Consider the following 14,693-nt stretch of genomic DNA (forward strand, 5'->3'; position numbering starts at 1 on the left):
AGGGGGGGATTTTTCGTCAGGATAAGGTACCCTGTTTTGCTTGGGTGGCCTCTGGCGGCATATGTGCCAGGCGGCTTGACAAGGAGGTTTCGTCCACATGATTAAAGGAGTGGTTGCGTGGTCCTGAACGGCTTTTACCCACGTATTCTGCGCTGGCTCGCCATGATGATGGCAGTTCTGTGCTTATCCGTCCCCATCGCTCATGCTGCCCCCGCCGGTGCAGAACAGGATTCGGCCAGCCCGGATGCTGCTGCTCTGGCGGACATGCTTGAAAATGATCAAACACGCCAGCAGCTGATCAAGCAGCTTCGTCAGGTCGCTGATGGCAGTGACAAGTCCGGCGAGGTGGCTCAGGACAAGGCCGCCGCTGAAGGCGAGGATGGAGGGCTGGGTGGTCTGCCCCGCCAGGTGGCTGATACGACGCAAGCCTTTGCCGAGTCGCTCGCGGCCAATGTGACCGGGTCCTGGGACGCTATCACCTCGATTGGTGACGGTGCCGATGGAAAGGGGGCCGACTGGGGCAGGCTGGCTGGTCAGATGGTTGGTCTGGCAATCGTCATCGGCGGCACTATCGTGGCCTTTTTCCTGTTACGTCGGGCCATCAGTCCGCTGTTTCGACGGGCTGATGCCTGGGTATGTTCCGAGCAGGGCGCCTCCAGTGTCCTTAAGCGGCTGGGCGCCGTACTCCTGTGTCTGGTGCTTGATCTGGTGGCTATTGCACTGGCCTTTGTGGTCGGGTATGCGTTGGGGCTGTTTGCGGCGGGTGACAAGGCCAGCATTGGTACCTATCAGTCCCTGTTCATCAATGCCTTTGCCATGGTTGAGGTGATCAAGGCCCTGATTCGCATGGTCTTTGCCTCTCGCTATGATGGCCTTCGCCTGTTCGACATGGATTCGGGCGTAGCGCGCTACTGGAACCGGTTTCTGGCTATTCTTGCCGGCCTGGTAGGTTACGGCATGATGGTTGCCGTTCCATTTGTTGAAGGGATGGTATCGCCCTCGCTGGCTCGTCTGGTTGATATGCTGATCATGGTTGTAGCGTACGTTTACGCTCTGACAGTCATTCTGGGCAATCGACGAGACCTGCAGCAACGCCTTGAAACCCGCGCCCGCGCCGCCTCCATGGGGGCCTTCGGTATTCTTATGCGGATTCTGGGCAAGGTATGGCACCTGTTTGCCATCGGGTACTTCACGGTACTTTTGATCATAAGTCAGGTCTATCCGGAGCAGGCCCTGCCCTTCATGGCCAGAGCGACACTTCAGACGCTGGTTGCCGTAGGCCTTGGCATGCTGATTTCAAGCATGATTACGCGTGTATTGAGCCGTCGTCTTGAGCTTCCCAATAATCTGGGGCAGCGCCTGCCGCAGCTGGAGCAGCGCCTCAACGCCTATGTGCCCAATGCGCTCAAGGCTGTACGTGCCCTGCTGCTGATCGCGGTTCTGCTGGTTGTCATGGATGCGTGGAAGGCCTTTGACCTGCCAGGCTGGATGGCATCGGATGCAGGCCAGCATACAATCGGCATGATCATTCATGTGGCTATCATTCTGCTCATCGCAGCACTGGTATGGACGGGCCTTGCCAGCTTTATCGAGCATCGTCTGAACCCTGGTGATAACGGTCGCATGCCCAGTGCACGCGAAAAGACCCTGTTGTCACTGTTCAGAAATGCCATTGCCATTGCGCTGGCCGTCATGACCATCATGATTGTGCTCTCGCAGATCGGCATCAATATCGGGCCCTTGATTGCCGGTGCCGGTGTGGTCGGGCTTGCGGTAGGTTTCGGGGCGCAGAAGCTGGTACAGGACGTCATTACCGGGGTCTTCATTCAGCTTGAAAATGCGATGAATACCGGTGATGTGGTTTCCGCCGGCGGGATTACCGGTACAGCCGAACGTCTGACCATACGGTCTGTCGGCATCCGTGACCTGTCCGGAACTTATCATGTCGTGCCGTTTTCCTCGGTGGATGTCGTATCCAACTACATGCGTGACTTTGCCTATCACGTTGGTGAATACGGTATTGCCTATCGCGAGGATGTGGACTTTGCCATAGAGAAGCTGCAGGACGCCTTCAAGGAGCTTAAGGAAGACGAAACGCAGAGCGGCAACATCATGGAAGACATGACGGTGCCGGGTGTCATTGCGCTGGCGGACAGTTCCGTCAATATCCGGATCATGATCAAGACCACTCCCGGAACGCAGTGGGCACTGGGCCGTGCCTTCAATCGCCTGGTGAAAAAGCATTTCGACGCTGCGGGTATCGAGATTCCGTTCCCGCATCTCACCATGTACTTTGGCGAGGATCATGACGGCAAGGCGCCACCCGCCAATATTCGCGTGCTGCAGCGTGAAAAGGTGATAAATGCCTCCGAGAGAAAGGCCTCCTCAGATGAAGAGAGCGCCTCTACGGAACCCATGGCAACTACCGGCCGCAACAGCATGCCGGATGTAGATAATGATGACGCTGGAGACGCCGGCGACCGTTGAGTCGCTTCGTCAGAGCGTGGCGCTAAAAGCCTCGACCTCCGGGTCGAGGCTTTTTTTATGAGCAGTACCCGACAGCCATACACTGCAGGTCCGGTCTGCCGATACCCATAGTCTCGATAATATGAGCAACGGATCATGAAGGCGCTGGACTACCTTCCCGGGCCCTGGAGACAACACATGAATTTTTTGAACCGCAGCGTCAAGGTACGTCTTTACACCGTGATTGGTGTCACGCTTGCCATCATGGTCATTGTGGGTGGGGCCGGTGTGTGGGGAATGAGCAATGTCATGAAGGATCTGGATCATGTCTATCACACGGATGTAAAACGCATCGAATTTGTATCCAGCCTTCAGAGCAAAATGCAGGATGCACACATCATGCTGCTGGGCGCCATCAATGCCGATAATGACAGTGCCATCAAGCAGCTTGAGACGCGCGGACAACAGGACCAGCGAGCCTTCAGTGATCTTTTGGACAAGTACCTTGCATCGCTCTCGCCGGCGCGCCGCCAATCGAAGGATGTGCAGCAGCTCCAGGCTCTTCAGGAGCGTTACTGGGATAACTTTGCAACGGTAACGCAGCATGTTCTGGCCGGTGATGAGAGTGCTGTCGAACAGGATGCTGCACGGCTCGCCGACCAGACCGGTCTCTATATCGCGTTACAGGAAGTGGCAACAAACATGATTGCGTTCAACAATCTGGATATAGAGGCGTCCTATCAGCATGCCGAACAGAGCTTTCGCACCGAGCGCAATGTGATTCTGGTGGTTTGCCTGCTGGCATTGCTGCTGTGTGCATCGGCGGGAGGGTGGTTGATTCGAAGCATTGTACGACCTCTGATGCACGCAGAGCAGGCCGCTCGTACAACCGCCGAGGGTGATCTGACCTACCGGATCGCCGCACGGGGCCAGGATGAATTCGGCCGTGTACTGCATTCGCTCGTCGATATGCAGGCAAGGTTGAAAGATATCATTCGTTCAGCGAGAACGAGCAGCCACACCGTCGCCGCCATCTCCGATGAAGTGGCCTCCAGCAGCAGCGAATTGAGTACCCGGACTCAGGAGCAGGCTTCCAGCCTGGAGGAGACAGCTGCCTCGATGGAGGAGATCACGTCAACAATCCGTCATAACAGTGAAAATACACGCCAGGCAGAGCGACTGGTGCAGGACGTGACCAGTCAGACACGCGAGAGTGACAAGGTCGTGGGACGTGCGATGTCGGCGATGGGCTCCATCCGTGAATCCAGTGATCAGATCGTATCGATTGTCAGTGTCATGGACGATATTGCGTTTCAAACCAATCTGCTGGCCCTCAATGCCTCGGTAGAGGCTGCGCGAGCAGGTGAGCAGGGGCGTGGGTTTGCCGTGGTTGCCTCCGAGGTGCGTATCCTGGCGAATCGCTCGGCCACGGCCGCCCAGGAGATACGCTCGCTTATCACTGAAAGCGTGGGGCGTGTGCAGGAGGGCGCGGAGCAGGTGGAAATGACCTCAGGTTCCTTGAAGCTGATCGTCCAGAATGTCGAGCGCGTTAATGATCTTATGAGTGAAATGGCTGCTGCCGGTCGGGAGCAGTCTCAGGGGGTCGATCAAATCAATATCGCTGTCAGCGAAATGGATGGTATTACCCAGCAAAATGCGGCACTGGTGGAAGAGGCCGCGGCGTCCAGCCAGGTATTGTCCGAGCAGGCGCAGGCCCTGCGTGAATTGATCGATTTCTTCAGGATTGATGATGAGCAGTTAACGCCATCTCCGAACAGGGTGGCGCCTGAAAGGGCAAGCTCCGAACGTGTTGTTTCCACAAGCACGCATGATACGCCAGGTCGACCCGCTCCCGATGCGCCGCGCAAGGCACCTGAACGTAGCGTACCGGCCAGTCAGGATGACTGGGAAACCTTTTAAACCCGTAATCGAAACTATTCATGGCCGCCCACGGGCGGCTATTTTTTTGGTTTTTATAGCATTTTTTCTTATCGAGGCGTCTCGTTCAAAGTAGTTGGCTAACATTTTCCATTTTCGATGTAAAGACTGTTTCGGATGGTCCGATAACTCATCAGCGGGATGACATTTCCTTGAATCAACTGGTCAACGATACTTAAACGATAACGGCGGTGCACGATATGCTGGGACTCAACAAAAGTGTGAAAATCAGGCTCGTACTAACGCTGGCCGTGAGTACCATTCTTCTTACGGCAGTGGCTGTGCTGGCCGAGTTATGTCTTGAAGCCAGCAATGAAAGCAGGAAGGACCTTTACGAATTTGAAATGAAAAAGCAGCAAACGATGGGTGCCATTACCACTGATCTGTTTCAGGCACGTATTGCAGTGCTTGCGGCATATGGGTATCGCGATGAAGCCAGATTTGACCGTGCTGAACAGGTGATTCAGGAGATGGAAACGAACACCCGGGCCGCCTGGCAGCGTTACCTGGCACTGGCCGAGGCTTCTGATAGGCCTGTGCCCTTGAAGCAGGACATGCAGTCCAATCTTGATCAATTCTGGGGCGCCTATGGAAAGGTCATCGGGTTGATGAGGGCTGGTGACTTTGATCAGGCCACCGATATTGGCAACAACGTGGTCTCACCCGCCTATCGAGGCTTTGTTGAAGCGTCGGATGCCATGGCTGCCCAGGATGATATTTCCATCAAGGCGGATTACGAGGCCGGCCAGGAAGATTATGTTTTCCTGTCCAGGCTGATCTTTGGCGCAATTGCGCTGGCGCTTGTGCTTTCGGCTGTAATGGGTGTCTGGCTGGTACGCAGCATTCTGAAGCCGCTTGCGCAGGCCCAGGACATTGCCGCTGCCATTGAACAGGGCGATTTGACGCGCAGTATTACCATCAAGCGTGAAGATGAGTTCGGCCAGCTGCTCAACGTCATGAAGGGCATGCAGGCGCGACTGGTCTCGATAGTCAACGGTGTACGTGAAAGTACACAATCCGTGCATAGTGCAGTGAGCGAAATCTCCAACGGTAACGATGACCTGAGCAGCCGGACTCAGGAGCAGGCTGCCAGCCTTGAGGAAACGGCGGCCTCCATGGAGGAGATGACGTCAACCGTGCGCCAGAACAGTGACAGCATGGACAGCATGTCAACTCTGGTCGAGCAGATGAACAATCAGGCCCGTGAAGGTGGTGAGGCCATCGGTCGTACCCGCAAGGCAATGAACGAAATCAATGATTCCAGCGCGCGTATCGAGGATATTATCGGGCTGATCGACAGCATTGCCTTTCAAACCAACCTGCTGGCATTGAATGCCTCGGTTGAAGCAGCCCGTGCCGGTGAGCAGGGTCGAGGCTTTGCCGTAGTAGCGTCTGAAGTGCGGAATCTGGCAACTCGTTCAGCCACGGCTGCGCAGGATATCCGTGGTCTGGTAGCGCAGAATGTCGAGAAGGCCAAAAGCGGCGTGGTGCTTGTCGGGCAGTCCGAAAAAACCCTCGAAGAGCTTCTGGCCAGTGCTCACCAGGTCAATAGCCTCGTTGGCGAAATCAATCATGCCACGCGAGAGCAGGCATCAGGCATTGAACAGGTCAATCTGGCCATTTCCCAGATGGACGGCGTAACACAGCAGAATGCGGCACTTGTTGAGCAGTCTGCTGCTGCCGGTCATAGCCTCAGGGAGCAGGCCGATCAGCTGATCCGGCAGGTCGCTGTATTCCGAACGCATCAGCACGATGTGCCGCAGGGAAGGGTGGCTCCTGTACCTGTTTCGGAAAGTGCTTCGCCTCGCCCCTCTGTATCTACTGGTACCAGAAAGTCAGCGCCCGTGCGGGCTGCCGCTCCAGCCAAAACATCTTCAAAATCCGCGCCTCAGCCGGTGGCTGCCGGTGATGATGACTGGGAAACATTCTAGATAGTGATGGCTGTGACATGAAAAAGCCCGCCTTGAGCGGGCTTTTTCATGTGTCGATATCCCTGGTGGCCATCGCTTGCTGGTGCTGAACTTCCTGCATCAGTGTTACCCATCGGTGGCGGGACAGTGAGGTGGTCAGCCCTGAAAACAGGAGCCAGAAGCGGCGTTTCATCGGGGTAAGTCGTTCCGTGTGCCGAACCAGCGGCGGAAGAATGCGCTGTGCTTCAAACTGTTTCCAGCCCTGGGTTATGGATACCTGATACTTCACCATGACAGGAGCCATTTCGATGCGATAAATCCATTCAAGCTGTTTATGCGTATAGTCATGGCGAAGGATTTCCTCAGCCATCTGTTCGTAGTCCCTGATACCTGGTTCACTGTCCAGCCACAGGCGAGTGAGCGATAGCCAGAGTGTTTGTCGGGAAGCCAGTAGCGTGGCACGGTCGATCATGAGCAACATCCATCCAGCATGAAAAATTGAAGCGTAGGCCGGTTCCGGACACAATACGCCCTTTGCCGCTAAAATACCGGCCATTAACCGGGATCCTCAATGAGGGCTTCCGTTCAATGATCAGATAACGAGGTTCAGCGTGATCATCCAACCCAAAGTTCGCGGTTTCATTTGCACAACGACGCACCCTGTTGGCTGCGAAAAGAATGTTCAGGAACAGATCGAGGCCACCCGAAAGCAGGGCGTACGCAACGATGGTCCCAAAAATGTGCTGGTTATCGGGGCATCAAGCGGATATGGCCTGGCTGCGCGTATTACCGCTGCCTTCGGATATGGTGCCAACACGCTGGGCGTCTTTTTTGAAAAGGCCGGTACGCCGACTCGCCCCGGGACTGCCGGCTGGTACAACTCGGCTGCCTTTGACCGATTTGCCAAGGAAGAAGGGCTCTATAGTAAATCGATCAATGGTGATGCCTTTTCCCACGAAGCCCGTGAGAAAGCCATCGAGCTGATCAAGCAGGATATGGGGCCCATAGACCTGGTGGTATATTCCCTGGCCTCACCGGTCAGAAAGCTTCCTGACAGCGGTGAAGTGGTTCGTTCTGCGCTCAAGCCGATTGGTGAGACGTATACCTCAACTGCGATCGATACCAACAAGGATCGTATCATTGAGGCGTCTGTCGAGCCTGCCACACAAAAAGAGATTGATGACACTGTCACCGTGATGGGTGGCGAAGACTGGGAGCTCTGGATCAAGGCGCTGGATGAGGCGGGTGTTCTGGCCGATAACGCGCAGTCTGTCGCGTTCAGCTATATCGGTACCGAGATTACCTGGCCGATCTACTGGCATGGGGCGCTGGGCAAGGCGAAGGAAGACCTCGATCGGGCCGCGGCGGCCATTGATGAAAAAATCGGCGGCAGTGCACGCGTTGCCGTACTGAAGTCCGTCGTTACCCAGGCCAGCGCGGCTATTCCTGTCATGCCACTTTATATCTCCATGGTGTATCAGACCATGAAGGAGAAAGGGCTCCATGAAGGCACCATCGATCAACTGAATCGTTTGTACCGTGAACGGTTGTACGCCGAGGGCCCCATCGAAACGGATGATCAGAACCGCCTCCGTCTGGATGACTGGGAGCTTCGTGACGACGTACAGAATGAGTGCAAGGCGCTGTGGCCCAGGGTGACCGATGACAACCTGTTTGAGGTGACCGATTATGCCAATTACAAGCGCGAGTTCTTGAAGCTCTTCGGATTTGAGCGCAATGATGTTGACTATGACGCGGATGTTAACCCCGACATCGATTTCGATGTTGTAACACTTTAGTCCTCCAGGCTCGCTCTTTTTCAAACGCCGACCGACAGGTCGGCGTTTTTTTGTCGATATAAAACGTAATCGCCTGCATTACGCTCTCTTCATGTGGCGTTAAAGTACTGTTTTTTTACAGATTGAACGGCATAAAGAATGTCAGTATCTGGTTTTTTGAAGTAGTGAAGCATTAGACTAATAGTGTTAATTTTTTTAATGAAAAAAAGTAACAAAATGTTTCAAATGGGTGCTGGGAGGCATCGCTTCCTGAACCGGATTGCTTGCATGTCATTCCATCCCTGCCTCGAGAGGATTCCTTATGGCTAACATCACCATTGAACGCATTGATGGCGCCCTGTTCACCGTTGATCCTCGCCAGGTAATTATTTCCGGCGCATCGGTGGAAACCGGATCGCTGCTTTTCGCCCCTAATGGCGCCCGTATGGTGCTTGCAGATGGCACGGTGCTGGATGTTGCCGCAGGACAGAAAGTGCTGCTATCACTGGTGGACGGTACCACGGTGCTGGAAGCTCAGGACATCATCAATCCTTCCATCCCCGGAGGAGACAGTGATGTAGCAGAGCTGCTGGCTGCCATTGCTCGAGGGGATGACCCCACGCTCGTACAGGAAGGCCCCGCAGCGGGTGCCGAGGCGGGCGGTGATACCGGTGGTGGTGAAGAGGGTGGTTTTTCACAGCCATTTGGAATATCCAGGGAAGGTCGCGAAGAAGCGGCAACGTATACCTATGCAGCGGATAGTGGCTCGTCAGCTACCATTACCGAGCGCGATGCCGGTAATGCTCCGGTTGAAAACGCAGACGATGCAGTCGCGGATACTGGTGCAGACGATACTGAAAATACCGACGATACAGTCGTGGAGATTGGTGCGGACAATACAGAAAACACCGGTCCCTCCATCCCCGTTTTATCTCTCGATCCTCTTGTGGAAGACAGTGTGGTGGCTGGTCAGCGCATCGGTACTGCTTCTTCAACGGCAGCCAATGGTGGCCCGGTTGCTTATGCATTGTCCGATAATGGGGCGGGATATCTTGCCATTGATTCGGTAACGGGAGACATCACGCTGACTCAGGCGGGTGTTGACGCCATCAATAATGATGACCTGAATCTGGATAACCTGTCGATTACGGTGACGGCTACTGACGTCAATGCCAATACAAGTTCGGCCAACGACAACATCACGGTGGTTCGCACCGATGATCCAGCTACCATCAGCGGCGTACAGACCGGCGATGTTGCCGAAGATACGGCGCTGACGACCAGCGGTACGCTTTCCGTGAGTGACCCCGATGCGGGTGAGTCCACGTTCGTCGCCCAACCGAACACCACCGGCGCCTACGGCAACTTCGCGATCGACGAGGCCGGCAACTGGGCCTACATGCTCGACAACGCCAACAGTGACGTTCAGGCCCTGGGCGACGGCAACACACTGACCGAGACCTTCACCGTCATCACCGCCGGCGGCGACAGCGAGACCGTCACCGTCACGATCAACGGCACGGATGACGCCGCCGAGATTACCGGCGTGCAGACCGGCAGCGTGACGGAAGATACGGCGCTCACCACCTCCGGCACCCTGACCGCCACCGATACCGACAGTGGCCAGGCCGGCTTCCAGCCGCAGACTGACACGGCCGGCAGTTATGGCACCTTCGGCATCGACGAGAGCGGCAACTGGAGTTACAGCCTCGATAACGACAGTGCTGCGGTTCAGGCCCTCGGCAACGGCGAGCAGCTGACCGAGACCTTTACCGTCATCACCGCCGGCGGGGACAGCGAGACCGTCACCATTACTGTCAACGGCACCAATGATGCCGCTGAGATCACCGGCGTGCAGACCGGCAGCGTGACCGAAGACACCGTGCTCACCACCTCCGGCACCCTGACCGCCACCGATACCGATGCGGGTGAGTCCGCGTTCGTCGCCCAGCCGGGCACGGCTGGAACGTACGGCAGCTTCGCGATCGACGCCGCTGGCAACTGGGCCTACACGCTCGACAACACCAACGGCGACGTTCAGGCCCTGGGCGACGGCAACACACTGACCGAGACCTTTACCGTCACCACCGCCGGCGGCGACACCGAGACCGTCACCATCACCGTCAACGGCACGGATGACGCCGCCGTCGTTACCGGCAGCGACAGTGGGTCGGTGACCGAAGACACCGTGCTGACCACCTCCGGCACCCTGACCGCCACCGATACCGACAGTGGCCAGGCCGGCTTCCAGCCGCAGACCGCTACCGCGGGCAGCTACGGCAGCTTCGCCATCGACGCCGCTGGCAACTGGGCCTACACGCTCGACAACACCAACGGCGACGTTCAGGCCCTGGGCGACGGCAACACACTGACCGAGACCTTTACCGTCACCACCGCCGGCGGGGATACCGAGACCGTCACTGTCACGATCAACGGCACCAATGACGCCGCCGTCATTACCGGCGTACAGACCGGCAGCGTGACCGAAGACACCGTGCTGACCACCTCCGGCACCCTGACCGCCACCGATACCGACAGTGGCCAGGCCGGCTTCCAGCCGCAGACCGCTACCGCGGGCAGCTACGGCAGCTTCGCCATCGACGCCGCTGGCAACTGGGCCTACACGCTCGACAACGCCAACGGCGACGTTCAGGCGCTGGGCGACGGCGACACACTGACCGAGACCTTCACCGTCACTACCGCCGGCGGGGATACCGAGACCGTCACCGTCACGATCAACGGCACGGATGACGCCGCCGAGATTACCGGCGTGCAGACCGGCAGCGTGACCGAAGATACGGTGCTCACCACCTCCGGCACCCTGACCGCCACCGATACCGACAGTGGCCAGGCCGGCTTCCAGCCGCAGACCGCTACCTCGGGCAGCTACGGCAGCTTCGCGATCGACGCCGCTGGCAACTGGGCCTACACGCTCGACAACGCCAACGGTGACGTCCAGGCGCTGGGCGACGGCAACACACTGACCGAGACCTTCACCGTCACTACCGCCGGCGGGGACCGCGAGACCGTCACCATTACCGTCAACGGCACCAATGACGCCGCCGAGATTACCGGCGTGCAGACCGGCAGCGTGACGGAAGATACGGTGCTCACCACCAGTGGCACCCTGACCGCCACCGATACCGACAGTGGCCAGGCCGGCTTCCAGCCGCAGACCGCTACCGCGGGCAGCTACGGCAGCTTCGCCATCGACGCCGCTGGCAACTGGGCCTACACGCTCGACAACGCCAACGGTGACGTCCAGGCGCTGGGCGACGGCAACACACTGACCGAGACCTTCACCGTCACTACCGCCGGCGGCGATCGCGAGACCGTCACCGTCACGATCAACGGCACGGATGACGCCGCCGAGATTACCGGCAGCGACAGTGGCACGGTCACCGAAGACACCGTGCTCACCACCTCCGGCACCCTGACCGCCACCGATACCGACAGTGGCCAGTCCGGCTTCCAGCCGCAGACCGCTACCGCGGGCAGTTACGGCAGCTTTGCCATCGACGCCGCTGGCAACTGGTCCTATCAGCTCGACAACGCCAACGGCGCTGTCCAGGCCCTGGGCGACGGCAACACACTGACCGAGACCTTCACCGTCATCACCGCCGGCGGCGACAGCGAGACCGTGACGATTACCGTCAACGGCACCAATGACGCCGCCGTCGTTACCGGCAGCGACAGTGGCACGGTCACCGAAGATACGGCGCTGACCACCTCCGGCACCCTGACCGCCACCGATACCGATGCGGGTGAGTCCACGTTCGTCGCCCAACCGAACACCACCGGCGCCTACGGCAACTTCGCGATCGACGAGGCCGGCAACTGGGCCTACACGCTCGACAACGCCAACAGTGACGTCCAGGCGCTGGGCGAGAACGATCAGCTGACCGAGACCTTTACCGTCACCACCGCCGGCGGGGACAGCGAGACCGTCACCGTCACGATCGATGGCACGGATGATGCCGCCGTCGTTACCGGCAGCGGCAGTGGCACGGTCACCGAAGACACCGTGCTCACCACCAGTGGTGTGCTGACCGCCACCGATACCGATGCGGGTGAGTCCACGTTCGTGGCGCAACCGAACACCACCGGCGCCTACGGCAGCTTCGCCATCGACGAGGCCGGCAACTGGTCTTATCAGCTCGACAACGCCAACGGCGCCGTTCAGGCCCTGGGCGACGGCAAGACACTGACCGAGACCTTCACCGTCATCACCGCCGGCGGCGATCGCGAGACCGTCACCATTACCGTCAACGGCACCAATGACGCCGCCGTCGTTACCGGCAGCGGCAGTGGCACGGTCACCGAAGACACCGTGCTTACTACCAGTGGTGTGCTGACCGCCACCGATACCGATGCGGGTGAGTCCGCGTTCGTCGCCCAGCCGGGCACGGCTGGAACGTACGGCAGCTTCGCCATCGACGCCTCTGGAAGCTGGTCCTATCAGCTCGACAACGCCAACGGCGACGTTCAGGCCCTGGGCGACGGCAAGACACTGACCGAGACCTTCACCGTCATCACTGCCGGCGGCGATCGCGAGACCGTCACCGTCACGATCAACGGCACGGATGATGCCGCCGTCATTACCGGCAGCGACAGTGGCACGGTCACCGAAGACACCGTGCTCTCGACCAGTGGCACCCTGACCGCCACCGATACCGACAGTGGCCAGGCCGGCTTCCAGCCGCAGACCGCTACCGCGGGCAGCTACGGCAGCTTCGCCATCGACGCCGCTGGCAACTGGTCCTATCAGCTCGACAACACCAACGGCGACGTTCAGGCCCTGGGCGACGGCAAGACACTGACCGAGGCTTTCACCGTCATCACTGCCGGCGGCGATCGCGAGACCGTCACCGTCACGATCAACGGCACGGATGATGCCGCCGTCGTTACCGGCAGCGACAGTGGCACGGTCACCGAAGACACCGTGCTCTCGACCAGTGGCAGCCTGACCGCCACCGATACCGATGCGGGTGAGTCCGCGTTCGTCGCCCAGCCGGGCACGGCTGGAACGTACGGCAGCTTTGCCATCGACGCTTCTGGAAACTGGTCCTATCAGCTCGACAACGCCAACGGCGACGTTCAGGCGCTGGGCGACGGCAACACACTGACCGAGACCTTCACCGTCACTACCGCCGGTGGTGATACCGAGACCGTCACCATTACCGTCAACGGCACCAATGACGCCGCCGAGATCACCGGCGTGCAGACCGGCAGCGTGACGGAAGATACGGCGCTGACCATTTCCGGCACCCTGACCGCCACCGATACCGACAGTGGCCAGTCCGGCTTCGTGGCGCAACCGAACACCACCGGCGCCTACGGCAGCTTCGCGATCGACGAGGCCGGCAACTGGGCCTACACGCTCGACAACGCCAACGGCGACGTCCAGGCGCTGGGCGACGGCAACACACTGACCGAGACCTTCACCGTCATCACCGCGGGCGGGGACCGCGAGACGGTCACCATTACCGTCAACGGCACGGATGACGCCGCCGAGATTACCGGCGTACAGACCGGCAGCGTGACGGAAGACACCGTGCTCACCACCTCCGGCACCCTGACCGCCATCGATACCGATGCGGGTGAGTCCACGTTCGTGGCGCAACCGAACACCACCGGCGCCTACGGCAGCTTTGCCATCGACGCCGCTGGCAACTGGTCCTATCAGCTCGACAACACCAACGGCGACGTTCAGGCGCTGGGCGACGGCAACACACTGACCGAGACCTTCACCGTCACTACCGCCGGCGGGGACCGCGAGACCGTCACCATTACCGTCAACGGCACCAATGACGCCGCCGAGATTACCGGCGTGCAGACCGGCAGCGTGACGGAAGATACGGTGCTCACCACCAGTGGCACCCTGACCGCCACCGATACCGACAGTGGCCAGGCCGGCTTCCAGCCGCAGACCGCTACCGCGGGCAGCTACGGCAGCTTCGCCATCGACGCCGCTGGCAACTGGGCCTACACGCTCGACAACGCCAACGGTGACGTCCAGGCGCTGGGCGACGGCAACACACTGACCGAGACCTTTACCGTCATCACCGCCGGCGGGGACCGCGAGACCGTCACCGTCACGATCAACGGCACCAATGACGCCGCCGTCGTTACCGGCAGCGACAGTGGCACGGTCACCGAAGACACCGTGCTCTCGACCAGTGGCACCCTGACCGCCGCCGATACCGACAGTGGCCAGGCCGGCTTCCAGCCGCAGACCGCTACTGCGGGCAGCTACGGCAGCTTCGCCATCGACGAGGCCGGCAACTGGTCCTATCAGCTCGACAACACCAACGGCGCTGTCCAGGCCCTGGGCGACGGCGACACACTGACCGAGACCTTTACTGTCATCACCGCCGGCGGGGACCGCGAGACCGTCACCGTCACGATCAACGGCACGGATGACGCCGCCGTCGTTACCGGCAGCGACAGTGGCACGGTCACCGAAGATACGGCGCTGACCACCTCCGGCACCCTGACCGCCACCGATACCGACAGTGGCCAGGCCGGCTTCCAGCCGCAGACTGACACGGCCGGCAGTTATGGCACCTTCGGCATCGACGAGAGCGGCAACTGGAGTTAC

Annotated in this window: 6 protein-coding genes; 5 read left to right on the forward strand and 1 reads right to left on the reverse strand. The window is 59.1% G+C overall.

Annotated elements, in window-relative coordinates; all coding sequences use genetic code 11:
• The first annotated feature begins 117 nt into the window (after nt 1-117).
• From ybiO to OQ287_RS10030, 3 genes are all read left to right on the forward strand, one after another.
• On the forward strand, nt 118-2,487 hold the full coding sequence (ybiO, locus tag OQ287_RS10020) for a mechanosensitive channel protein (RefSeq protein WP_265896331.1): 2,370 nt from the start codon (nt 118-120) through the stop codon (nt 2,485-2,487).
• Nucleotides 2,488-2,664: 177 nt separating this feature from the next.
• On the forward strand, nt 2,665-4,386 hold the full coding sequence (locus OQ287_RS10025; protein ID WP_265896332.1) for a methyl-accepting chemotaxis protein: 1,722 nt from the start codon (nt 2,665-2,667) through the stop codon (nt 4,384-4,386).
• Between the two features lie 218 nt (nt 4,387-4,604).
• Entirely contained in the window at nt 4,605-6,335 is a 1,731-nt protein-coding gene (locus OQ287_RS10030) for a methyl-accepting chemotaxis protein (protein ID WP_265896334.1), read from the forward strand.
• Nucleotides 6,336-6,381: 46 nt separating this feature from the next.
• Here the strand turns inward: OQ287_RS10030 and OQ287_RS10035 are convergent, their stop codons facing one another.
• Nucleotides 6,382-6,786: a DUF7079 family protein gene (locus OQ287_RS10035; RefSeq protein WP_250935728.1), complete on the reverse strand. Its 405-nt coding sequence runs from the start codon at nt 6,784-6,786 to the stop codon at nt 6,382-6,384.
• 139 nt (nt 6,787-6,925) lie between these two features.
• On the opposite strand from OQ287_RS10035, the gene fabV reads away from it, so the two are divergent.
• Together fabV and OQ287_RS10045 are read left to right on the forward strand one after the other, a co-directional pair.
• Nucleotides 6,926-8,113, forward strand: coding sequence for an enoyl-ACP reductase FabV (gene fabV / locus OQ287_RS10040; protein WP_250935730.1), 1,188 nt, complete (start codon nt 6,926-6,928; stop codon nt 8,111-8,113).
• 301 nt (nt 8,114-8,414) lie between these two features.
• A partial coding sequence (locus OQ287_RS10045; protein WP_265896335.1) for a VCBS domain-containing protein occupies nt 8,415-14,693 on the forward strand: 6,279 nt, incomplete at its 3' end.

Source organism: Larsenimonas rhizosphaerae, assembly GCF_026240105.1.
GTDB lineage: Bacteria > Pseudomonadota > Gammaproteobacteria > Pseudomonadales > Halomonadaceae > Larsenimonas > Larsenimonas rhizosphaerae.